This is a genomic window from Kitasatospora sp. NBC_01246 (assembly GCF_036226505.1).
Taxonomy (GTDB): Bacteria; Actinomycetota; Actinomycetes; order Streptomycetales; family Streptomycetaceae; genus Kitasatospora.
In genome coordinates, this window is sequence record NZ_CP108484.1 from 6,068,023 (window position 1) to 6,090,315 (window position 22,293).

Below are 22,293 nucleotides of genomic sequence, written 5' to 3' on the forward strand. Positions count from 1 at the left end.
TCACATCATCGGCATAATCGCGCCCATGACGATCAGCCGCGCGAACGTGAGCGCGATTGCCGAGGACCTGTATGTGTGGCTTCCGCCGAAGCGCGGCTGGGGCCTGGCCAACTGCGGGCTGCTCACCTCACCGCGGACGGCGCTCTGGATCGACACGCCCTACGATCCCTCCCTCGCCGCGGAGTTCCTCGCGCAGAGCCGGCAGCGGCTGGCCGACGGGGTGGACATCGACCGGGTGATCGTCACCCACGCCAACGGCGACCACCTCTGGGGCGCCGGGGTGGTGCCCGACGCCGAGGTGATCGCCACCCGGGAGGCGCTGGAGCACATCCACTGGGAGCCGACGCCGAAGCAGCAGCACGCGCTGGTCGCGGGCAGCGACCCGGCCTCGCCGCTCGGCGGCTACCTCCGGGAGCACTTCGGCCCGTTCGACTGGTCGCAGACGGATCCCGTCCACCCGCACACCGTCTTCACCGGTGAACTGGAGCTGCGGGTGGGCGAGTACCCCGTGCGGATCACCGGGCTGCCGGCCGCGCACACCGGCGGCGACCTGCTGGTCCACCTGCCGCACCAGCGGGTGGTGTTCACCGGCGACGTGATCTTCGGCTCGACGCCCGAGCAGCCCGGAGACCACCCCTCGCACTGGGCCGGACCGCTGGAGAACATCATCGGCGCCTGCGAGCAGGCGCTGGCCACCGGCGCCGAACTCTTCGTCCCCGGCCACGGTCCGGTGCTCGACCGGTCCGGCGTGGAGGCCCACATCGGCTACCTCGGGTACGTGCGCGGCCGCGCCCACGCACTGCACCGCGCCGGGATACCGGCCCTGGACGCGGCCCGGCGGATCATCGCCGAGCAGCGCCACCCCGAACTCGGCCTGCCCGAGAGGCTGGTGCTCACCGTCGCGGCCGAGTACCGGCACCTGGACGGCAGCGCGGTGCCGAACGTCCTGGAGGCGATGGGCCAGGTCGCCCTGGTGGCGCGGGAGCTGGCCCAGGACGCGGGCCGGGTGTCGACGCCGCGCCCCCGGCGGTTCCCCTCCTCACCGGCCTGACCACCTGTCGCCGAGGCTCCGCCACCGGCACCTCCCCACCCCTTCGAGCGAGGACTTCCGAGGACTTCGATGACCCAGATCGCGCTGCTGGCCCTCGCGGTGGCCACGGTCGCCGCGCTCGCTGCGGCCGCCGTCCTGGCCCGCGGACGCGCCCGGGCACTCGCCCGGGCCACCGCCGCCGAGGCGGCCACCGTCCACAGCGAGGAGCGCACCCGCACCGCCGAGGGCCGGCTGGCCCGGGTCGAGCAGCAACTGCGCGAGGCCCAGACGGCCGCCCGGCGGGCGGACGAGGAGGCCCGCCGGGTCGAGACCAGGGCGCTCGCCGCCGAGGGCCGGGTCCGGGAGGCCGAGCAGCGCACCGCGGCCGCCGACCACCGTGTGGCCGAGGCGGAGCTGCACGCCCGGGCGGCCGAGGACCGCACCGCGGAGGCCGGCCGGCAGCTCGCGGCCGCCCAGGGGCGGTCGGCCGCCCTGCTGGCCGAGGTCGGCCACCTGGCCGAGGAGCGGGTGGCGGCCGCCGCGCTGCGGCTCAGCCACCCCAACGCGCCGGACACCGGGCCGCTGGACGCGAGGGCCGCCGGTCCGGAGGCGGTGCGCGCCCTCCAGGCCGTGCTGGACGCCTCGGTCGCGGCCGTCACCGGTGAGCGCGAGCGGGTCGACGCCGCCGCCCGGGCCGCTATGCGCGGTGCCACCTCCAAGATCCAGACCCTGCTGTACCAGATCCAGAGCCTGGTCCAGCAGCTCCAGCACGACAACGACGACCCGCGGCTGCTGGAGGTCGACTTCCGCAACGAGGTCGCGCTGCGCCGGATCCAGACCATCGCGGTGCTCTGCGAGGCCTGGCCCGGTCTGGCCCGGACCGACTCGCCGCTGGCCGAGGTGGTGGTCGGGGCGCTCTCCCGGGTGCCCGGCTACGCCCGGATCAAGGTGGCCAACCACCTGCGCGAGAACCGGCTCGCCGTGGTCGCCCGGGCCGCCGAGCCGCTCGCCATCACGATCGCCGAGCTGCTCGCCAACGCCGCGTCGTACTCGCACCCGGAGACCGATGTGCCGGTGACCGTCCAGCAGGGCGGCCGCGGCGCCCTGGTGATCATCGACGACAGCGGCATCGGGATGGAGGAGGACCAGCTGCGCCGGGCCCGCCGGCTGCTGGCCGGTCCCTCGGACGTGCTGCTGACGGAGCTCGGCAACCCGCCGAAGACCGGCTTCGCGGTGGTCGGCAAGCTCGCCCGGCAGTACGGGTTCTCCTGTCACATCGAGCCCTCGCCGTACGGCGGCATGCGGACCATCGTGCGGATCCCGGCCGCCCTGCTGACGGTCGTGGACGAGGAGCAGCCGCTCTCGGTGCTCACCCCGCTGCCGCTGCGGGCGGGCGCCGGCCCGGCTCCCGCGCCCACCGTCCAGGCGGTGCCGACCCCGCGTGCGGGATCCGGTGATCCCACCGGGCAGGACGTGCCGGAGTGGCACGACGTGCCGGACGGGCACGACACGCCGACCCGGCACCCGGCGCCGGCCATGCACGTCGTGCCGCCGGTACGGGGGGTGACCCCCGACGACAGCGGTCTGCCGAGCCGGCGCCGGCGCCGACCGCTCGGCCCGCAGGTGCCGGAGGCGGCCCGGCCCTCCGGCGGGGCGGCCGCGCCGGAGGGTGCCGCGGACGGCGCGGCGCGGTCCGCGGCCACCGGCCGGTCCGCCCGGACGCCCGAGCGGGCGGCCGCCTGCTGGGACGCCCTGCAGCAGGGCACGGGCTCAGGCCGCGCCGCCGTCGCGGAGGCGGCCGCCGCGGGCACCTCGCCCGGCGGGGCCCCGGCCCCGACCGCCACCGGAGCCGCCACCGACCCGGCGGGCACCGGCACGACGGGTACCGCCCCCACGAGCGCCGCCCCCACGAGCGCCGCCCCCACGAGCACCACTCGCGCCGAGGCCACCGGAGCGGAGGCCGCCGACCACACCGGCTCCGCCGACCGCTCGGACCGGACCGGCCGCCACCCCGCCCAGACCTCCGAAGGAGCCGAGCAGTGAGCACGCCCAGCCCTACCGCCACCGATGAGATCTCATGGGTGCTGACCCCGCTGCTGGAGCTGCCGGGCGTCCTGCACGCGGTGATCGCGACCGGTGACGGCCTCGTCGAGGGCGCCTCGGCCGGCCTCGGCCGAGCCTCGGCGGAGCGGGTCGCCGCGATGACCGCCACCGTGCACGCCGCCGCCCGCGCGTTCACCACCGCCTTCACCGACGTCGAGCAGCCCCGGCTGGCGCAGACGGTGGTGGAGTCCGAGCTGGGCTTCGCCATCGTCGTCCCGGCCGGGGAGAACACCTCACTGGCGGTGTTCACCACGCCGGAGGCCCAACTCGGCAACGTGGCCTACCAGATGCAGGTGCAGGTCGCCGCCCTGGGCCGCGCGCTGGCGAGCCCGGCCCGGCAGCAGGACACCACCGCCCGGTCATGACCGCCGTACCCCGCAGGCGGATGGTCCCCGCCTACCTGGCCACCGGCGGCCGGACCAGGCCCGGCACGGCGGGCTTCGAACGGCTCACCGTCCTGTACGCGGCCGGTGCGGAGCCGCCGCAGGACGTGGAGGACGAACACCGGCGGCTCTGGGAGCTGCTGCGACCGGGCGCACTGACCGTGGTGGAGGCCGCCGCCCACCTGCGCCTGCCGGTCAGCGCCACCGTCTTCCTCGCAGCCGACCTGGTCGAGGCGGGCTGCTTACAGGCCCGTGCCCCGATCCCCCGCGCACAGCAGACCGACCGCTCCATCGTCGAGAGGCTCCTCGTTGGACTCCGCACGCTCCGGTAGCCCGACCGGCCGGACCGACCGGGTGGGCTACCTGCCCGACCGGGACCAGACGCTGATGAAGCTGGTGGTCGCCGGCCCGTTCGGCGTCGGGAAGACCACGCTGATCCGCACCCTGTCGGAGATCCCCACGCTGCACACCGAGGAGGCGATGACCGAGACCGGTGCCCCCGTCGACGACGCGGAGGGTCTGCCGGGCAAGACCACCACCACGGTGGCGGTCGACTTCGGTCGCCTGACGCTGCCCGGGCAGGTGGTGCTCTACATGTTCGGCACCCCCGGGCAGCGCCGGTTCTTCCCGCTCTGGCAGGACATCGCCCGCGGCGCCCTCGGCGCCCTGGTGCTGGCCGACACCCGCCGGCTCGCCGACTCCTTCGAGATCATGGACATGGTCGAGGAGCAGGGGCTGCCCTACGCGGTCGCCGTCAACTGCTTCCCGGGCGCGCCCGCGCACCCGATCGAGGTGCTCCGGGCCCACCTGGACCTGCACGCCGCCACCCCGCTGGTGCTCTGCGACGCCCGTGAGCGCGGTTCCAGCCTCGACGCACTGATCGCGCTGACCGAGCACGTGCTGCACGGTCTGCCCGCCACACCCGACGCCGCCCCGGAGCAGCCGTGACCAGCACCGACGAAGCGACCGCCACCGACGAGGCGACCGCCACCGACGAGGCGACCGCCACCGACGAGGCGACCGCCACCGACGAGGCGACCGCCACCGACGAGGCGACCGCCACCGACGAGGCGACCGCCACCGACGAGGCCCCCACGGCCGCCGGCCCGGCCGCCGGCTCCGGCAGCGCGCGCGGCACCCGGCCGGTGCCGATCTACGGCCCGGCCTTCGCCGCCGACCCGCAACTCGTCTACGAGCGGCTGCGCCGCTACGGCGCCGTCGCCCCGGTGGAGATCTCGCCCGGCGTGGAGGCCCTGCTGGTCACCGACTACCAGGCCGCGCTGGACCTGCTGCGCGACACCGACACCTTCTCCAAGGACTCCCGGGCCTGGCAGCAGACCGTCCCGCCGACCTCCCCGCTCCTGCCGGTGCTCGGCTACCGCCCCACCGCCTTCTTCAGCGACGGCGAGGTGCACGCCCGCTACCGCCAGGTGATCACCGACGGCCTGGCCCTGCTCGAACCGCACCTGCTGCAGCGCCGGGTCGCCGAGGTCGCGCACCGGCTGATCGACGCCTTCGTGGCCACCGGTTCGGCCGATCTGATCGACGAGTACGCCCGGCAGCTGCCGGTGGCCGTGTTCAACACCTGGTTCGGCGTCCCCGAGGAGCACAGCGCCCGGCTGGTGGCCGGCATCGCCGGCATGATGGAGTCCACCGAGAAGGCCGTCGCCGCCTACGGCGACCTCGTCTCCGTGGTCACCGGCATGGTCGCCGAGCGGCGCGAGCGCCCCCGGCACGACCTCACCTCGTGGTTCCTCACCCACCCGGCCGGGCTGGACAACGACGAGGTGGTCCGGCAGATCACCCTCACCATGATCGCCGGGAACCAGCCGACCACCAATCTGATCGGCAACGCGCTGATGCGGCTGCTCACCGACGCCCGGTACGCGGGATCGCTGTTCGGCGGCGCCATGACGGCCTACCAGGCGATCGACGAGGTGCTCTGGCACGACCCGCCGCTGGCCAACCTCTCCGCCCACTACCCGCGCTACGACATCACCTTCCACGGCCGGGAGATCCCCGCCGGCTCGCTGGTGCTGGTCTCCTACGGGGCCGCCAACTCGCAGGCCGCGCCGCCCACCGACGGCACCGAGCTGCGCAGCGGCGAGTCCGCCCACCTGGCCTGGGCGGCCGGCCCGCACGCCTGTCCGGCCCGGGACCCGGCGCTGCTGATCGCGATCACCGCGATCGAGCAGCTCACCAGCCGGCTGAGCGACCTCGAACTGAGCACCGGCGCCGAGGACCTCCTCTGGCGCCCGGGCCCGTTCCACCGCGCCCTGCTCCACCTCCCGGTGCGCTTCCAGCCGGTCGGCGGATAGCCGCGGGCCCGGGCGCCGAACCGGCTCCCGGGCCCGCGTGCCGTGCCCTGCTCAGCTGCCGTCGGCCGGGCGCAGCGTCAGCGAGACGCTGTTGATGCAGTAGCGCTGGTCGGTCGGCGTGCCGTAGCCCTCGCCCTCGAAGACGTGGCCCAGGTGCCCGCCGCAGCGCGCGCAGCGGACCTCCACCCGGCGCATGCCGAGCGTGGTGTCCTCGATGTACTGCACCCGGTCCCCGGCGAGCGGGGCGTAGTAGGACGGCCAGCCGCAGTGGCTGTCGAACTTGGTCTCCGAGCTGAACAGCTCCGACCCGCAGGCGCGGCAGCTGTAGACCCCGACGGTCTTGGTGTCGGTGTACTCACCCGTGAACGGGCGCTCGGTGCCGGCTTCGCGGAGCACGTGGTACTCGTCGGGGCTCAGCTCGGCGCGCCACTCGGCGTCGCTCTTCTCGATCTCGTAGCTCATCGCAGACTCCCGGTCGGCAGGTCTCGGACGTCGGTGCCAACGCTCGCGAGGTGCCGGAGGATTTCCGGCCCGAGGTTGGTGACGTCACCGGCGCCCATGGTGAGCAGCAGGTCGCCCGGGCGGGTCAGGCCCGCCAGCAGGGCGGGGGCGGCGTCGAACGCGTGCTCGGCGGTGACCTCGGCGCCGGCCCGCTTCGCCGCGTCGATGATCAGCTCGCTGGTGACGCCGGGGATCGGGTCCTCGCGGGCGGGGTAGATGTCCAGCACCACCGAGGCGTCGGCCAGGGCGAGCGCCCGGCCCATCTCCTCGGCGAGCTGCTGGGTGCGGCTGAACAGGTGCGGCTGGAAGACCACGAGCACCCGCCCGGCGCCGTCCAGGCCCTCCCGGATCGCCTCCAGGTCGGCGGTCATCTCGGTGGGGTGGTGGGCGTAGGAGTCGATCACCTGGACGCCGGCCGCCTCGCCCTTGAGCTGGAGCCGCCGCCGCACGCCGGTGTAGGCGCCGAGCGCCTTGGCGAGGTCGGCGGCCGGCACGCCCAGGGCGACGCCGGCGGCCAGCGCCGCGACCGCGTTGTGGGCGTAGTGCCGGCCGGGCACCGAGACGGTGAAGGTCAGCTCGGCGCCGTCCAGCCGGACGGTGACCTCGCTGGTCATGCCGTGCGCGACCACCGACAGCACGCGGACGTCGGCGTCCTCGGCCGCGCCCACGGTGACGACGTTCAGGCCCTCGCGGCCGGCCACCCGGGAGGTCAGCTCGCGGGCGCCGTCGTGGTCGGCGGAGACCACCAGGGTGCCGCCGGGGGCGATCCGGCCGACGAAGGTCTCGAAGGACTCGTAGATCTCCTCGATCGAGGCGTAGTTCGCGTGGTGGTCGAGCTCGACGTTGAGCACGATCGCCACCTCGGGCGCGTACTTGTGGAAGCTGCGGTCGCTCTCGTCGGCCTCCGCGACGAAGATCTCGCCGGTGCCGTGGTGGGCGTTGGAGCCGGGCGCGTCGAGGTCGCCGCCGATCGCGTACGAGGGGTCGAGGCCCAGCTCGCCGAGGGCGACGGCGAGCATGCTGGTGGTGGTGGTCTTGCCGTGGGTGCCGGCCACGGCCAGCGCCCGGCGGCCGCCCATCAGCGCGGCCAGCGCGTCGGAGCGGTGGACCACCGGGACGCCCCGCTCGCGGGCGGTGGCCAGCTCCGGGTTGTCCGCGCGGATGGCGCTGGACACGACCACGCTGCTGACACCGTCCGGCACGTGCTCGGCGGCGTGGCCGATGTGCACGACGGCGCCGAGCGCGCGCAGCGCCAGGACGGTCTCGGACTCCTTGGAGTCGCTGCCGGAGACGCTGGCGCCGCGCACCGCGAGGATCTTCGCCAGGCCGGACATCCCGGCGCCGCCGATACCGATGAAGTGCGGGGCGTGCAGGTCGTGCGCGGCGTCGTTCAAGGCAAGGCTCCGTACGGGCGGGGGCAGACAAGGGGCAGAGCGGGTACAGCGGGTACGTCGGTCGGCGGACCAACGGGCGAATCGTCCTCGCGGACGGGCCGCAAGGACGATTCTGCACCACCGGCGGGTCGGGTCAGGAGTCGCTGGCGAACAGTCGCAGGACGGGGACACCCACCTTGTGCCGGGCCTGGGAGGCCCAGTCGCGGTGGAAGAACTCCTCCACGAAGTGCGGCGAGGTGAGCACCACGACCTCGTCGGCCCGGTGCTCCTCGACCACCGCGCGCAGCCGGTCCAGCGGCTTCTCCTCGACCAGCTCGCCGATCGCCTCCGCGCCGGCCTGGCGCAGGTGGCGCAGGCTGTGGGCGAGCGATTCGCCGGCCACCGTCGGCTCGTGCTCGGACTCGTCGTGCTCGCGCACCACCTTGTCGAGGTGGCCGAGGGCGACGTCGTCCAGCGCCCTCAGCAGCTCGTCCTGTCTGCCGCGCGGCTGCATCAGGACGACGAAGGACACCTTCTCGTCGCTGTGGAGCGTGGTGACGAGCTCCACATCGGCGTCGGAGAGCGCCTTTTCGATCATCAGTACCGTCTTGAACACGTGAGTCCCTTCCAGTGACCGGCCCCCGGGCCCCGGCATCGCATCCCATACTGCCCGGCGGGAAGCTTTCCGCATGCTGCCCCGCGACCCGGCGGGCCACGCGGGTGGAGCTCCCGAAGGAGAGCGGGATCACTGTCCGGCGGTCACGGGGGCCGGTGACGCGGCTTGCGGGTGAAGACGCAGGTAGCGGGTGAAGAGGAATCCTTTCTGCTCGATCAATGAGACCAGTCGCATCCGCTGCACGTCAGGCATTTCCGCATCGTGGATGATGCGCGGCGCGTCGCCGGCCGTGATCAGCGGTGCCACCGACAGGCACAGCTCGTCCAGCAGGTCCGCGGCGGCCAGCTGCCCCAGCAGCCGCGGACCGCCCTCGCTCAGCAGCCTCGTCCACCCCCGCTCGGCCAGGGCCGCGACCGCGGCGGGCAGGTCCACCGAGCCCTTCCCGGCCACCACCACGTCGGCCACCTCGGCCACCGCCCGGCGGCTGCGCGCCGGCGCGTCCTCGGTGGTGATCACCACCGTCCGCACCAGCGGCTCGGTGAACAGCGGCGCCGCGAGGTCAAGCCCCAGCGAGCGACTGACGATCGCGATGACCGGGGCCGGGGCCTGCCCGGCCGCCGCCCGCGCCGCGGCGAAGTCGGCGCGGGCCCGGCCCGGCCGGTACCCCTCGGCGCGGACCGTCTCGGCGCCCACCAGCACCACGTCCGACAGCGCCCGCAGCACTCCGAAGATCCGTTTGTCGGCGTCCCCCGAGAGCCCCTCGGACAGGCCCGCCAGCTTCGCCCCGCCGTCCAGGCCGGCCACCATGTTGGCCCGCAGCCACGGCCGGCCGTGATTCACCTGCTCGGGGTACGCGTAGACGGCGGCGAGCGACTCCAGCGACGCGGGATCGGCGAACGGCCGGGACAGCGGACTGATCAACTGTTGCATGCCGTCCAGTCTCGTCGCCCGGGGCCCGGCGATCCACCGGCGGCCCTCGGCCCGAGCGGTGCGCCGGCAGGCGTACCCTCTAGTACCGTGCCCGCAGCCCCACTCCCCGACGCGCCGACCGAGCCGATAGCGACCGCAGACGTGGCCACCGCTCCCCTCGCGCTCACCGACCGGCGCCCCGTCGTCCCCGCCGAGCGCCTGGTGGCCGAGATGGTCCCGCCACCGCGCTTTTCCCTCGTCAGCTTCGGAACGTACCTCCCGGACCCGAACCAGCCCAGCCAGTACGAGGCGGTCCAGGTCCTGGAGCAGTTCGCCGGCACGCTCAACGCCGGAGACGGCGGCGCCCCCAAGCGCAGCTGGTTCCGCCGTACGGCCCCCGTGCCCACCGGCCCGGCCGGCGTCTACCTGGACGGCGGCTACGGCGTCGGCAAGACCCACCTGCTGGCCTCGCTCTGGCACGCCGCCCCCGGCCCCAAGGCGTTCGGCACCTTCGTCGAGCTGACCAACCTGGTCGGCGCGCTCGGCTTCCAGCAGGCCGTCCGGACCCTCTCCGACCACCGCCTGCTCTGCATCGACGAGTTCGAGCTGGACGACCCGGGCGACACGGTGCTGGTCTCCACCCTGCTCGGCCGCCTGGTCGACAACGGCGTCAAGCTCTGCGCCACCTCGAACACCCTGCCGGAGAAGCTCGGCGAGGGCCGGTTCGCCGCCGCCGACTTCCTGCGCGAGATCCAGGGCCTCTCCGCGCACTTCCGCCCGATGCGGATCGACGGCCAGGACTACCGCCACCGCGGCCTGCCGGCCGCCCCGCCGCCGTACGACGACGAGACCGTCGCCGCCGTCGCCGCCCGCACCCCGGGCGCCTCGCTGGACGAGTTCTCCGCGCTGCTCGACCACCTCTCCGCCGTCCACCCGAGCCGCTACGGCGCGCTGCTGGACGACGTGCAGGCGGTCTGCCTGCGCGGCGTGCGGCAGGTCGACGACCAGTCGACCGCGCTGCGCCTGGTCGTCCTCGCCGACCGGATGTACGACCGCGAGCTGCCGATCACCGCCTCCGGGGTCCCCTTCGACCAGGTCTTCCCCGAGGAGATGCTGCGCGGCGGCTACCGCAAGAAGTACCTCCGGGCGGTCTCCCGGCTGGTCGCGCTGGCCCGGGACAGCGCCAAGTAGGCACCGGTTGTCAGTGGTGGGTCGTACGGTGGACACGTGCGACCCATCACGAGTATTGAGCGCTCAGAGACGCCCTTCGAGGTCGTCAGCCCCTTCCAGCCCAATGGCGACCAGCCAGCGGCGATCGCCGAGCTGGAGCGCCGGATCCGCGCGGGGGAGAAGGACGTCGTCCTGCTCGGCGCCACCGGCACCGGCAAGTCGGCCACCACGGCCTGGATGATCGAGAAGCTGCAGCGCCCCACCCTGGTGATGGCGCCGAACAAGACCCTGGCCGCCCAGCTGGCCAACGAGTTCCGGGAACTCCTGCCGAACAACGCGGTCGAGTACTTCGTCTCGTACTACGACTACTACCAGCCCGAGGCGTACGTCCCGCAGACGGACACCTACATCGAGAAGGACTCCTCGATCAACGAGGAGGTCGAGCGGCTGCGCCACTCCGCGACCAACTCGCTGCTCACCCGCCGGGACGTGGTCGTCGTCGCGTCCGTCTCCTGCATCTACGGCCTCGGCACCCCGCAGGAGTACGTCGACCGGATGGTCCGGCTCAAGGTGGGCGAGGAGATCGACCGCGACGTGCTGCTGCGCCGCTTCGTCGACATCCAGTACACCCGCAACGACCTCGCCTTCACCCGCGGCACCTTCCGGGTCCGCGGCGACACCATCGAGATCTTCCCGGTCTACGAGGAGCTCGCCCTGCGGATCGAGATGTTCGGCGACGAGATCGAGTCGCTGTACACCCTGCACCCGCTGACCGGCGAGATCATCAGCCAGGACGACTCCGTCCACGTCTTCCCCGCCTCGCACTACGTGGCCGGCCCGGAGCGGATGGAGCGGGCGGTCAACGACATCGAGAAGGAGCTGGCCGAGACGCTGGCCCGGATGGAGAAGCAGGGCAAGCTGCTGGAGGCCCAGCGGCTGCGGATGCGCACCACCTACGACATCGAGATGCTCCGCCAGATCGGCACCTGCTCGGGCGTCGAGAACTACTCGATGCACTTCGACGGCCGCGCGCCCGGCTCCCCGCCGAACACCCTGCTCGACTACTTCCCGGAGGACTTCCTCCTGGTCATCGACGAGTCGCACGTCACCGTCCCGCAGATCGGCGCGATGTACGAGGGCGACGCCTCCCGCAAGCGCACCCTGGTCGAGCACGGCTTCCGGCTGCCCTCCGCGATGGACAACCGCCCGCTCAAGTGGGAGGAGTTCCTGGAGCGGACCGACCAGACCGTCTACCTCTCGGCCACCCCCGGCGCGTACGAGCTGTCCCGCGGCGACGGCCAGGTCGAGCAGATCATCCGCCCGACCGGCCTGATCGACCCCGAGGTGATCGTCAAGCCGACCGAGGGCCAGATCGACGACCTGGTGCACGAGGTGCGGACGCGGGTGGAGCGGGACGAGCGCGTCCTGGTCACCACCCTCACCAAGAAGATGGCCGAGGACCTCACCGACTACATGCTCGGTCTGGACATCCGGGTCCGGTACCTGCACAGCGACGTCGACACGCTGCGCCGGGTCGAGCTGCTGCGCGAGCTGCGGGCCGGCCGGTACGACGTGCTGGTCGGCATCAACCTGCTCCGTGAGGGCCTCGACCTGCCCGAGGTCTCCCTGGTGGCGATCCTGGACGCGGACAAGGAGGGTTTCCTGCGCTCCGGCACCTCGCTGATCCAGACCATCGGCCGCGCGGCCCGCAACGTCTCCGGCCAGGTTCACATGTACGCGGACCGGATCACCCCCTCGATGGCGAAGGCGATCGACGAGACCAACCGCCGCCGGGCCGTGCAGCAGGCCTACAACAAGAAGCACGGGATCGACCCGCAGCCGCTCCGCAAGAAGATCGGCGACATCCTGGACACCCTCGCGCGCGAGGAGGTCGACACCGACGAGCTGCTCTCCTCCGGCTACCGGGCGGGGGGCAAGGGCAAGGCCCCGGTGCCGGCGCTGGGCGCGGACCGCAAGCCCGCCAAGAGCCTGCCGGCGGCCGAGCTGGCCGAGCTGATCCAGTCGATGACCGAGCGGATGCACGCGGCCGCGACGGACCTCCAGTTCGAGGTCGCGGCCCGGCTGCGCGACGAGGTCAAGGAGCTGAAGAAGGAGCTCCGCCAGATGCGCGAGGCGGGTATCGCGTAGGGCCGGTCGCGGCCCGCGCCGGGCTTGGCCGGATCCGGTACCGGTCAAGCCCGGCGGTGTCTCAGCCTTGCCACAAACGGGTAGACGCTGACGGACGCGGCCGACCGCAGGCCCTAGGCTGGCCTGCGGTGCCGCCCGGGACGGGCGGTCGCATCAGGGGGCCTCAGCCGGGGGACGGCAAGGGGGTGTTCCACCGTGAAGCCGGCGCGGATACCGACCGCCCGGCTGGGCAGAGAGGACAAGGCCGTGTCGGTGAACCTTGCCAAGGGGCAGCAGGTCAGCCTGCAGAAGGGTTCGGGCGAGTCGCTGACGGTCGTCCGGATGGGGCTGGGCTGGAAGGCGGCGCCCAAGCGCGGCCTCTTCGGCAGCCGGACGCGACAGATCGACCTGGACGCCTCGGCGCTGCTGTACGCCGAGCAGACCCCGTCCGACGTGGTCTTCTTCCAGCACCTGGAGAGCAACGACGGCTCCGTCCGGCACACCGGGGACAACCTGGTCGGCGGCACCGGGGCGGGCGAGGACGACGAGTCGATCCTGGTCGACCTGGCCCACGTACCGGTGCACATCACCCAGGTGGTGTTCACGGTCAGCTCGTACACCGGGCAGACCTTCGCCGAGGTGCAGAACGCGTACTGCCGGCTGGTGGACGACTCGACCGGGCTGGAGCTGGCCCGCTACGAGCTGGCCGGCGGCGGCCCGCACACCGGGCAGATCATGGCGAAGGTGTTCCGCGAGCCGTCCGGCGGCTGGGGGATGCAGGCGATCGGCGCGCCGGCCCGGGGCCGGACCTTCCAGGACCTGCTGCCGGCCATCGAGCCCTTCCTCTAGCGGGCGGGGCCGCGGCCGGCGGCAGGCGCCCCGGGTCGTTCTTTACCTTCTTTACCTTCTCTTGGTTCTTCTGTTAGCCTCGTGGGAGCGGAGGGGAGTATTCCCTCGCAGTTGTCCCGTCATCACGGGCGCCCACCTGGCGGCGTCCCGGGGCGCTGGTCCGCGGGCGCCGCACATGCGCCCGGCGGGCGGAAGAGACCTCCGGCAGTGACGATGACTGTCTCGCCTACCTGCCGGAGGAGCAGTAGTGGACGTTTCCGTAAGTTTGTGGATCGGCACGATCGGTGTGCTGTTGGCCCTGATCGTGGCCGACTTCTTCATCGGCGGCCGCAAGCCGCACGAGGTGTCGGTCAAGGAAGCCGGTGTCTGGACCACGGTCTGGATCGTGCTGGCCGCCGTCTTCGGCGGGTTCCTCTGGTGGCACTCCGGCTCCAAGCCGGCCGGTGAGTTCTTCGCCGGGTACATCACCGAGAAGTCGCTCAGCGTCGACAACCTGTTCGTGTTCATCCTGATCATGGGCAAGTTCGCGGTGCCGAAGATCTACCAGCAGCGCGTGCTGATGTTCGGTGTGATCATCGCCCTGGTGCTGCGGGCGGTCTTCATCGCCGGCGGCGCGGCCCTGGTGGCGCAGTTCTCCTGGGTGTTCTTCATCTTCGGCGGCTTCCTGGTCTGGACGGCCTGGAAGCTGATCAAGGAGGCCCGGGCAGACGAGGAGGACGAGGAGTTCGAGGAGAACCGGCTGCTCAAGTCGATCGAGCAGCGCTTCCCGTCGACCGACAAGTACCACGGCACCAAGCTCTTCATCCGGGAGAACGGCCGTCGGCTGATGACGCCGATGCTGATCGTGATGCTCGCGATCGGCACCACGGACGTCCTGTTCGCGCTGGACTCGATCCCGGCGATCTTCGGCCTGACCCAGGACCCGTACATCGTCTTCACCGCGAACGCCTTCGCCCTGATGGGGCTGCGCCAGCTGTACTTCCTGATCGGCGGGCTGCTGAAGAAGCTGGTCCACCTCTCGTACGGCCTGTCGGTGATCCTCGGCTTCATCGGCGTGAAGCTGGTGCTGCACGCGCTGCACGAGCAGGGTGTGCACGTCCCCGAGATCGGCATCCCGTTCTCGCTGGGCTTCATCGTGGTGGTGCTGGCCGTCACCACGGTGACCAGCCTGATCGCCGCGAAGAAGCAGGAGCGGGCCGACGAGGCCCCGGAGAAGATCGACGCCTGATCCCCTGATCCCCGGGACCCCCGGGACCCCCGGGGGGGCCAGGGCGGCGGGCCCGCGACCGAGCAGTGGTCGCGGGCCCGCCGTTCGTCGTACCGGGGCTACCAGCCGCGCTCGCGCCACTCCTGGAGGTGCGGGCGCTCGGCGCCGAGGGTGGTGTCCTTGCCGTGGCCGGGGTACACCCAGGTCTCGTCCGGCAGCACGTCGAAGATCTTCTCGTTGACGTCCCGGTAGAGGCTCTCGAAGGCGGCCCTGTCGTCCCAGGTGTTCCCGACGCCGCCGGGGAAGAGGCAGTCGCCGGTGAAGACGTGCGGGTGGCCCTGGGGGTCGTCGTAGACCAGCACGATGGCGCCGGGGGTGTGCCCGACCAGGTGCCGGACGGTCAGCTCGATCTGCCCGAACCGCAGCGGCTCGCCGTCCTCCAGCAGCAGCTCGGTCGGGACGTCGATGCCCTCGGCGTCGTACCGCCCGGCGGCGGTGCGGGCGCCGGTCGCCGCGACCACCTCGGCGAGCGCGCCCCAGTGGTCGTGGTGGCGGTGCGTGGTGACCACGGTGGTCAGCTCGTCACCGACCGTCTCCAACAGCACCGGCGCGTCGGCGGCGGCGTCGATCAGCAGCTGCTCGTCGGTGGCCCGGCAGCGCAGCAGGTAGGCGTTGTTGTCGTACGGGCCGACGGCCGCCTTGGTGATGATCAGGTGGGCCAGCTCGCGCACGTCCGGCGGCCCGCCGACCTTGACCGCTCCGTGGTACGTCATCCGTCCGCTCCTCGTCGTTCCGGGGCCGCCGTCGGCATCGCCCCTGCTGCCAGCATCGTCGCGCGGCCGGGCCGCGTCTTGTGGATCTTCCCGCGCCGGGGCCCGGCCCGGTGCGGGTGCCCGCCCCGCGTCAGCCCAGCGGCGGGAGCGCGGGCAGCGCGGCGCGGCCGTCGGCGAGCTGGTCGCCGCCGCGGTGGACCTGCAGGCCGTCGCCGTCGGAGCGGCCGGAGAGCCAGGCGGCGAGCGCCCGCACCGGGCCCTCGGCGGTCAGTCCGGGCCCCTCGCCGGTGGTGCCGATCACGGCCCGGTCCTCGGTGTCGTCGGCGACCAGCTCGACCGCGGGCAGGCCCTCGGCGCCCGCCAGCCGGTCGGACAGGCGCCGGAACTCGGCCACCGCGAAGAGCTCCGGCCAGTGCGCGGGGGAGTAGCCGGCGGCCAGGTCGACGTGGTGGTACTCGACCTCCATCAGCCGCTTCCACGGGATGTCGGCGGCCGGGAAGACGTAGCCGGTGCGGTGGCGCACCGAGGCCGTCCAGGCCCCGGGCGCCAGCGCCGCGGCGGCCGCGGCGAACCGCTCGTCGGAGTCGCGCAGGTCGTCGAGCTGGACGTCGAGCGGGCGGTCGGCGCCGTCCTCGATGCCCTGGTCACGGGCCTCGTCGCTGGGGTACTGCGGGATGTCGGTGGCGGTCCGGGCGCCGTCGAGCAGATTGACCAGCGAGTCCGCGTTGCGGGCCAGGTGGGCCAGGACGTGGCCCCTGGTCCAGCCCGGCAGGGCGGAGGGCTCCGCGAGGGCCTCGGGCTTCAGTCCGGCCACGGTGTGCAGCAGGTGCCCGGTGCTGGTGGCGACCAGCCGGAGCCGCTCGTCGGCGAGGTCGGCGGCGGTCTGGGGGTCGGTCATCGGTGGCGGCCTCCGTCGGAGTGGTCGGCAGCGTTGCCCGCACGGGCACTCGCTCGTTGACGAGGGTGACGCTATCTCCGATGTCACGGCTGAGCAGGGCTTTTCTCGAACAGACCCGGTCAACGTCGAGCAGGTCTCTCACTCGATCGGGTGGACTCCGCTGGACAAGGTCGAGAATCGAACGCCTGAGCTATAGGCTGGCAGGCGCATCCTGGAAGAAGCACACCTCTCACGCAAAGCCATCTCGCCCCGGAGAAAGGCGCCAGAAGCAGTGGCCGACCGCCTCATCGTCCGCGGTGCTCGCGAGCACAACCTCAAGAACGTCTCGCTCGACCTGCCCCGCGACTCCCTCATCGTCTTCACGGGCCTCTCCGGCTCCGGCAAGTCCTCGCTCGCCTTCGACACGATCTTCGCCGAGGGCCAGCGCCGATACGTCGAGTCGTTGTCCTCCTACGCCCGTCAGTTCCTCGGGCAGATGGACAAGCCCGACGTCGACTTCATCGAAGGCCTCTCCCCGGCCGTCTCGATCGACCAGAAGTCCACCAACCGGAACCCGCGCTCGACCGTCGGCACCATCACCGAGGTCTACGACTACCTGCGCCTGCTGTTCGCGCGGATCGGCAAGCCGCACTGCCCGCACTGCGGCCGCCCGATCGCCAAGCAGTCCCCGCAGGCGATCGTGGACAAGGTGCTGGAGCTCACCGAGGGCACCCGGTTCCAGGTGCTCAGCCCGGTGGTGCGCGAGCGCAAGGGCGAGTTCGTCGACCTCTTCGCCGACCTCCAGTCCAAGGGCTACGCCCGGGCCCGGGTGGACGGCGAGACGGTCCAGCTCGCCGAGCCGCCCAAGCTCAAGAAGCAGGAAAAGCACACCATCGAGGTGGTCATCGACCGCCTCACCGTGAAGAGCAGCGCCAAGCGCCGGCTGACCGACTCGGTGGAGACGGCCCTGCGGCTCGGCGGCGGCATGGTCGTGCTCGACTTCGTCGACCTCCCGGAGGGCGATCCGGAGCGCGAGCGGATGTACTCCGAGCACCTCTACTGCCCGTACGACGACGTGTCGTTCGAGGAGCTGGAGCCGCGCTCGTTCTCCTTCAACTCGCCGTTCGGCGCCTGCCCGGACTGCTCCGGCCTGGGCAACCGGATGGAGGTCGACCCGGAGCTGGTCGTCCCCGACGAGGAGAAGTCGCTGGACGAGGGGGCCATCCACCCCTGGTCCGGCGGCCACACCAAGGAGTACTTCCAGCGCCTGATCGACGCCCTCGCCGGCGAGCTGGGCTTCCGGACGGACCTCCCCTGGGCCGGGCTGCCGGCCCGCGCCAGGAAGGCGCTGCTGTACGGGCACAAGCACCAGGTCGAGGTGCGCTACCGCAACCGCTACGGCCGGGACCGCTCCTACACCACGGGCTTCGAGGGCGCGGTGCCGTTCATCCAGCGCCGGCACACCGAGGCGGAGAGCGACAGCAGCCGCGAGCGCTTCGAGGGCTACATGCGCGAGGTGCCCTGCCCGACCTGCCGGGGCACCCGGCTCAAGCCGGTCGTGCTGGCCGTCACCGTCGAGGGCCGGTCCATCGCGGACGTCTCGGCGATGTCGATCAGCGACTGCTCGGACTTCCTCGGCGCGATGAAGCTCAACGCGCGGGACAAGCAGATCGCCGAGCGCGTCCTGAAGGAGGTCAACGAGCGGCTGCGGTTCCTGGTCGACGTCGGCCTGGACTACCTCTCGCTGAACCGCGCGGCCGGCACCCTGTCCGGCGGCGAGGCCCAGCGGATCCGGCTCGCCACCCAGATCGGCTCCGGCCTGGTCGGCGTGCTCTACGTGCTGGACGAGCCCTCGATCGGCCTGCACCAGCGGGACAACCACCGGCTGATCGAGACCCTGGTCCGGCTGCGGGACATCGGCAACACCCTGATCGTCGTCGAGCACGACGAGGACACCATCAAGATGGCCGACTGGGTGGTCGACATCGGCCCGGGCGCCGGTGAGCACGGCGGCAAGGTGGTGCACTCCGGCTCGCTCAAGCAGCTGCTCGCCAACAAGGAGTCGCTGACCGGCCAGTACCTCTCCGGCAAGCGGTCCATCCCGATCCCGGCCACCCGCCGCGAGCGGGACAAGAAGCGCCAGCTGACCGTCCACGGCGCCCGCGAGCACAACCTCAAGGACGTCACGGTCGGCTTCCCGCTCGGGACGTTCACCGCGATCACCGGGGTCTCCGGCTCCGGCAAGTCGACGCTGGTCAACGACATCCTCTACACCCACCTCGCCCGGGAGCTGAACGGCGCCCGCAGCGTGCCGGGCCGGCACACCCGGATCACCGGCACCGACCAGGTGGACAAGGTCGTGCACGTCGACCAGTCGCCGATCGGCCGCACCCCGCGCTCCAACCCGGCCACCTACACCGGCGTGTTCGACCACGTCCGGCGGCTCTTCGCCGAGACGCAGGAGGCCAAGGTCCGCGGCTACCTGCCCGGCCGGTTCTCGTTCAACGTCAAGGGCGGCCGCTGCGAGAACTGCTCCGGCGACGGCACCATCAAGATCGAGATGAACTTCCTGCCGGACGTCTACGTGCCGTGCGAGGTCTGCCACGGCGCCCGGTACAACCGGGAGACGCTGGAGGTCCACTTCAAGGGCAAGTCCATCGCCGAGGTCCTGGACATGCCGATCGAGGAGGCGATGGACTTCTTCGAGGCCGTCCCGGCGATCGCCCGGCACCTGCGGACGCTCAACGACGTCGGCCTCGGCTACGTCCGGCTCGGCCAGTCCGCGCCGACCCTCTCCGGTGGTGAGGCGCAGCGCGTCAAGCTCGCCTCCGAGCTGCAGAAGCGCTCCACCGGGCGGACGGTCTACGTGCTGGACGAGCCCACCACCGGTCTGCACTTCGAGGACATCAGCAAGCTGATCAAGGTGCTCTCGGGTCTGGTGGAGAAGGGCAACACGGTGATCGTCATCGAGCACAACCTCGATGTGATCAAGACCGCCGACTGGATCGTCGACATGGGCCCCGAGGGCGGCTCCGGCGGCGGCATGGTGGTGGCCGAGGGCACCCCGGAGCAGATCGCGGCGGTCTCCGAGAGCCACACCGGCAAATTCCTCCGGGACATCCTCCCGGGCGAGTTCACCGACGCCCCGGCGCCGGTGAAGGCCCCGCGCAAGCGGGCGGTCGCCAAGAAGAAGTAGCGCCGCGAGGTCGGCGGCACGACATCGGCCCGGCCGACCCCCGTTCGGGGGGCGGCCGGGTAAGGGCCGCATAGAATCACCGCCGACCGGCGCCGCGGGGGGGACCCGCGGCGAACCGCAGCGACTCCAGGAGCGAACCACATGTCCGAGGCCCCCGAGAGCCCGCTGGGCGAGAACCCCGCCACCTCCCGCCGCACCCTGCTCTGCGGTGCCGCGGCCGTCCTCGCCGCAGGCGGCGGCACGCTGGCGGTCGCCGGCTGCTCCTCGTCGTCCTCCTCCTCCACCTCCACCTCCTCCGGGCCCAAGACCCCGGTGGACGTCGGCCCGGCCACCGCCGTGCCGGTCGGCGGCGGCACCGTCTACCGGGACAAGAAGATCGTGGTGACCCAGCCCAACGCCGGTGAGTACAAGGCGTTCAGCGCCACGTGCACCCACGCCGGCTGCATCGTCGACCAGGTCAAGAACCAGAAGATCCAATGCCCCTGTCACGGCAGCATGTTCGCCATCACCGACGGCGCGGTGCTGGACGGACCGGCGCCCACCCCGCTCCCCGCCTACTCCGTGGCGGTCGAGGGCGGCAACCTCAAGGTGACCCCGAGCTGAACCAGTTGATCTCCCCTCCGCAGCCCCGGCCCGACTCGGTACGGTGGACCCATGGCTGACCCGTCCACCTACCGCCCCGCACCGGGCGCGATCCCGACCTCGCCGGGCGTCTACAAGTTCCGCGACGCCCACGGGCGGGTCATCTACGTCGGCAAGGCCAAGAGCCTGCGGCCCCGGCTGTCGTCCTACTTCCAGGACCTCGCCGGGCTGCACCCGCGGACCGCGACGATGGTCACCACGGCCGCCTCGGTGGAGTGGACGGTCGTCGCCACCGAGGTCGAGGCGCTCCAGCTGGAGTACTCCTGGATCAAGGAGTTCGATCCCCGCTTCAACGTCAAGTACCGCGACGACAAGAGCTATCCGGAGCTCGCGGTCACCCTCGACGAGGAGTACCCGCGGGTCCAGGTGATGCGCGGGGCGCACAAGAAGGGCGTGCGCTACTTCGGCCCCTACGGGCACGCCTGGGCGATCCGCGAGACGGTCGACCTGCTGCTGCGCGTCTTCCCCGTCCGCACCTGCTCCAACGGCGTCTTCAAGCGGGCCCGCCAGGTCGGCCGGCCCTGTCTGCTCGGCTACATCGGCAAGTGCGCCGCGCCCTGCGTCGGCAAGGTCTCGGCCGAGGAACACCGCGAGCTGGCCGAGGACTTCTGCGACTTCATGGCCGGCCGCACCGGCAACTACCTGCGCCGGCTGGAAGAGCAGATGCGGGAGGCCGCCGCCGACCTGGAGTACGAGAAGGCGGGCCGGCTGCGGGACGACATCGGGGCGCTGAAGCGCGCGATGGAGAAGAACGCCATCGTCCTCGCCGACGCCACCGACGCCGACCTGCTCGCCCTCGCCGAGGACGAGCTGGAGGCGTCCGTCCAGATCTTCCACGTCCGCGGCGGCCGGGTCCGCGGCCAGCGCGGCTGGGTCACCGACAAGGTCGAGGACGTCGACACCGCGGCCCTGGTCGAGCACGCCCTGCAGCAGCTCTACGGCGGCGGCGACGGCGCCGTGCCGCGCGAGGTGCTGGTGCCCGCGCTGCCGGAGCCCGCCGAACCGGTCCGGGAGTGGCTGACCGGCCTGCGCGGCAGCCAGGTCGACCTGCGGATCCCGCAGCGCGGCGACAAGAAGGACCTGATGGCCACCGTGCAGCGCAACGCCCAGCAGGCGCTGGCGCTGCACAAGACCAAGCGCGCCTCCGACCTCACCACCCGCAGCCGCGCCCTCCAGGAGATCGCCGACGCGCTGGAGCTGGACTCCGTCCCGCTGCGGATCGAGTGCTTCGACATCTCGCACCTCCAGGGCGAGGACGTGGTCGCCTCGATGGTGGTCTTCGAGGACGGCCTGGCCCGCAAGAGCGAGTACCGCCGGTTCCAGATCAAGGGCTTCGAGGGCCAGGACGACGTCCGCTCGATGCACGAGGTGATCGGCCGCCGGTTCCGCCGCTACCTCCAGGAGCGCGAGCAGACCGGGGAGTGGGCCGTTCCCGAGGCGGACGACCCCGGCGCGCCCGCGGAGGCCGGCGCACCCGGGCCGCACGGCGCCGCCCGCGGGTCCGACGACCCCGACGGCCCGGAGGTCGTGGTCGGCCCGGTGGACCCGGAGACCGGCCGCCCGCGCCGCTTCGCCTATCCGCCGCAGCTGCTGGTCGTCGACGGCGGCCAGCCGCAGGTCGCCGCCGCCAAGCGCGCCCTGGACGAGCTCGGCATCGACGACGTCGCCCTCTGCGGCCTGGCCAAGCGGCTGGAGGAGGTCTGGCTGCCCGGCGAGGAGGACCCGGTGGTCCTGCCGCGCAGCAGCGAGGGCCTCTACCTGCTCCAGCGGGTCCGCGACGAGGCGCACCGGTTCGCCATCACCTACCAGCGCAGCAAGCGGTCCAAGCGACTCACCGCCGGGGAGCTGGACTCCGTCCCCGGCCTCGGCGAGACTCGCCGCCAGGCGCTGCTCAAGCACTTCGGCTCGCTGAAGAAGCTCCGGCTGGCCACCGTCGACGAACTCTGTGCCGTCCCCGGCATCGGACGCCGGACGGCGGAGACTGTTGCGGCGGCGTTGTCGTCCCGTCCATCCGCGACACCCGCCGTGAACACCGCCACCGGCGAGATCATCGATGACGGCGCCGTCCCGGCCGGCCCGGCGGCCGGCACCGGGACCGACGCCGCACCCCAGACCGCACCATTCCAGGAGACGCCATGACGGCCGACGCCGTCCGTCAGCCGGCGCGCCCCGCCTTCACTCGCCCGAGTGAGCAGGGGAAGCGTGGCCGTGCCGCGCGC

Annotated in this window: 19 protein-coding genes; 13 read left to right on the forward strand and 6 right to left on the reverse strand. The window is 72.5% G+C overall.

The genetic code is table 11. The annotated features are described in order from the left end of the window. Positions 1–25 precede the first annotated feature (25 nt). The 6 genes from OG618_RS26230 (at position 26) to OG618_RS26255 (ending at position 5,834) form a co-directional block, all read left to right on the forward strand. On the forward strand, positions 26–1,051 hold the full coding sequence (locus OG618_RS26230; protein ID WP_329489991.1) for an MBL fold metallo-hydrolase: 1,026 nt from the start codon (positions 26–28) through the stop codon (positions 1,049–1,051). Between the two features lie 69 nt (positions 1,052–1,120). Beyond that, the gene (locus OG618_RS26235; RefSeq protein ID WP_329489992.1) at positions 1,121–3,073 is read left to right on the forward strand and encodes an ATP-binding protein; all 1,953 of its coding nucleotides are present in this window, start codon (positions 1,121–1,123) and stop codon (positions 3,071–3,073) included. Then, positions 3,070–3,498 (forward strand): roadblock/LC7 domain-containing protein, encoded by a 429-nt coding sequence (locus OG618_RS26240; RefSeq protein ID WP_329489993.1) that lies wholly within the window; start codon positions 3,070–3,072, stop codon positions 3,496–3,498. Before OG618_RS26235 ends, OG618_RS26240 begins: the two co-directional genes overlap by 4 nt. Beyond that, complete coding sequence (locus OG618_RS26245; protein ID WP_329489994.1) at positions 3,495–3,848, forward strand: DUF742 domain-containing protein; 354 nt, start codon at positions 3,495–3,497, stop codon at positions 3,846–3,848. The genes OG618_RS26240 and OG618_RS26245 overlap by 4 nt, the downstream gene beginning before the upstream one ends. Further along, entirely contained in the window at positions 3,826–4,464 is a 639-nt protein-coding gene (locus OG618_RS26250; RefSeq protein ID WP_380392916.1) for a GTP-binding protein, read from the forward strand. Before OG618_RS26245 ends, OG618_RS26250 begins: the two co-directional genes overlap by 23 nt. A 197-nt stretch (positions 4,465–4,661) precedes the next feature. Next, positions 4,662–5,834: a cytochrome P450 gene (locus tag OG618_RS26255; protein ID WP_329492281.1), complete on the forward strand. Its 1,173-nt coding sequence runs from the start codon at positions 4,662–4,664 to the stop codon at positions 5,832–5,834. Positions 5,835–5,885: 51 nt separating this feature from the next. On the opposite strand, the gene msrB is transcribed toward OG618_RS26255, so the two are convergent. The 4 genes from msrB to OG618_RS26275 form a co-directional block, all read right to left on the reverse strand. Next, entirely contained in the window at positions 5,886–6,296 is a 411-nt protein-coding gene (msrB, locus tag OG618_RS26260) for a peptide-methionine (R)-S-oxide reductase MsrB (protein WP_329489995.1), read from the reverse strand. Further along, on the reverse strand, positions 6,293–7,729 hold the full coding sequence (murC, locus tag OG618_RS26265; RefSeq protein WP_329489996.1) for a UDP-N-acetylmuramate--L-alanine ligase: 1,437 nt from the start codon (positions 7,727–7,729) through the stop codon (positions 6,293–6,295). The genes msrB and murC overlap by 4 nt, the downstream gene beginning before the upstream one ends. A gap of 133 nt (positions 7,730–7,862) precedes the next feature. After that, the gene (locus OG618_RS26270; RefSeq protein ID WP_329489997.1) at positions 7,863–8,324 is read right to left on the reverse strand and encodes an indole-3-glycerol phosphate synthase; all 462 of its coding nucleotides are present in this window, start codon (positions 8,322–8,324) and stop codon (positions 7,863–7,865) included. 129 nt (positions 8,325–8,453) lie between these two features. After that, complete coding sequence (locus OG618_RS26275; protein ID WP_329489998.1) at positions 8,454–9,254, reverse strand: pyrimidine reductase family protein; 801 nt, start codon at positions 9,252–9,254, stop codon at positions 8,454–8,456. An 87-nt stretch (positions 9,255–9,341) separates the two neighbouring features. On the opposite strand from OG618_RS26275, the gene zapE reads away from it, so the two are divergent. The 4 genes from zapE (at position 9,342) to OG618_RS26295 (ending at position 14,607) form a co-directional block, all read left to right on the forward strand. Continuing rightward, complete coding sequence (gene zapE / locus OG618_RS26280) at positions 9,342–10,424, forward strand: cell division protein ZapE (RefSeq protein WP_442906868.1); 1,083 nt, start codon at positions 9,342–9,344, stop codon at positions 10,422–10,424. Positions 10,425–10,460: 36 nt separating this feature from the next. Continuing rightward, positions 10,461–12,551, forward strand: a complete 2,091-nt coding sequence (gene uvrB, locus OG618_RS26285; RefSeq protein ID WP_329489999.1) for an excinuclease ABC subunit UvrB — start codon at positions 10,461–10,463, stop codon at positions 12,549–12,551. Between the two features lie 246 nt (positions 12,552–12,797). Next, complete coding sequence (locus OG618_RS26290) at positions 12,798–13,379, forward strand: TerD family protein (protein WP_329490000.1); 582 nt, start codon at positions 12,798–12,800, stop codon at positions 13,377–13,379. A gap of 247 nt (positions 13,380–13,626) precedes the next feature. Then, positions 13,627–14,607: a TerC family protein gene (locus tag OG618_RS26295; RefSeq protein WP_329490001.1), complete on the forward strand. Its 981-nt coding sequence runs from the start codon at positions 13,627–13,629 to the stop codon at positions 14,605–14,607. A gap of 98 nt (positions 14,608–14,705) precedes the next feature. Here the strand turns inward: OG618_RS26295 and OG618_RS26300 are convergent, their stop codons facing one another. Together OG618_RS26300 and OG618_RS26305 are read right to left on the reverse strand one after the other, a co-directional pair. Continuing rightward, positions 14,706–15,359 carry an MBL fold metallo-hydrolase gene (locus OG618_RS26300; protein ID WP_329490002.1) on the reverse strand — a complete coding sequence of 218 codons (654 nt, stop codon included), beginning with the start codon at positions 15,357–15,359 and terminating at the stop codon, positions 14,706–14,708. A 130-nt stretch (positions 15,360–15,489) separates the two neighbouring features. Continuing rightward, on the reverse strand, positions 15,490–16,257 hold the full coding sequence (locus OG618_RS26305) for a maleylpyruvate isomerase family mycothiol-dependent enzyme (protein WP_329490003.1): 768 nt from the start codon (positions 16,255–16,257) through the stop codon (positions 15,490–15,492). 271 nt (positions 16,258–16,528) lie between these two features. Here OG618_RS26305 and uvrA point away from each other — a divergent pair, with 271 nt between their 5' ends. The 3 genes from uvrA (at position 16,529) to uvrC (ending at position 22,213) form a co-directional block, all read left to right on the forward strand. Beyond that, positions 16,529–19,432, forward strand: a complete 2,904-nt coding sequence (gene uvrA, locus OG618_RS26310) for an excinuclease ABC subunit UvrA (RefSeq protein ID WP_329490004.1) — start codon at positions 16,529–16,531, stop codon at positions 19,430–19,432. A gap of 141 nt (positions 19,433–19,573) precedes the next feature. Continuing rightward, on the forward strand, positions 19,574–20,035 hold the full coding sequence (locus tag OG618_RS26315; protein WP_329490005.1) for a Rieske (2Fe-2S) protein: 462 nt from the start codon (positions 19,574–19,576) through the stop codon (positions 20,033–20,035). Between the two features lie 51 nt (positions 20,036–20,086). Then, on the forward strand, positions 20,087–22,213 hold the full coding sequence (uvrC, locus tag OG618_RS26320; protein ID WP_329490006.1) for an excinuclease ABC subunit UvrC: 2,127 nt from the start codon (positions 20,087–20,089) through the stop codon (positions 22,211–22,213). The last annotated feature ends 80 nt before the right edge of the window (positions 22,214–22,293 follow it).

Bases quoted from the DNA above. Each gene is read 5' to 3' on its own strand.
- OG618_RS26230 (WP_329489991.1), top strand. From the start codon at position 26: ATGACGATCAGCCGCGCGAACGTGAGCGCGATTGCCGAGGACCTGTAT.
- OG618_RS26235 (WP_329489992.1), top strand. From the start codon at position 1,121: ATGACCCAGATCGCGCTGCTGGCCCTCGCGGTGGCCACGGTCGCCGCG.
- OG618_RS26245 (WP_329489994.1), top strand. From the start codon at position 3,495: ATGACCGCCGTACCCCGCAGGCGGATGGTCCCCGCCTACCTGGCCACC.
- msrB (WP_329489995.1), bottom strand. From the start codon at position 6,296: ATGAGCTACGAGATCGAGAAGAGCGACGCCGAGTGGCGCGCCGAGCTG.
- OG618_RS26275 (WP_329489998.1), bottom strand. From the start codon at position 9,254: ATGCAACAGTTGATCAGTCCGCTGTCCCGGCCGTTCGCCGATCCCGCG.
- OG618_RS26300 (WP_329490002.1), bottom strand. From the start codon at position 15,359: ATGACGTACCACGGAGCGGTCAAGGTCGGCGGGCCGCCGGACGTGCGC.
- OG618_RS26305 (WP_329490003.1), bottom strand. From the start codon at position 16,257: ATGACCGACCCCCAGACCGCCGCCGACCTCGCCGACGAGCGGCTCCGG.
- OG618_RS26315 (WP_329490005.1), top strand. From the start codon at position 19,574: ATGTCCGAGGCCCCCGAGAGCCCGCTGGGCGAGAACCCCGCCACCTCC.
- uvrC (WP_329490006.1), top strand. From the start codon at position 20,087: ATGGCTGACCCGTCCACCTACCGCCCCGCACCGGGCGCGATCCCGACC.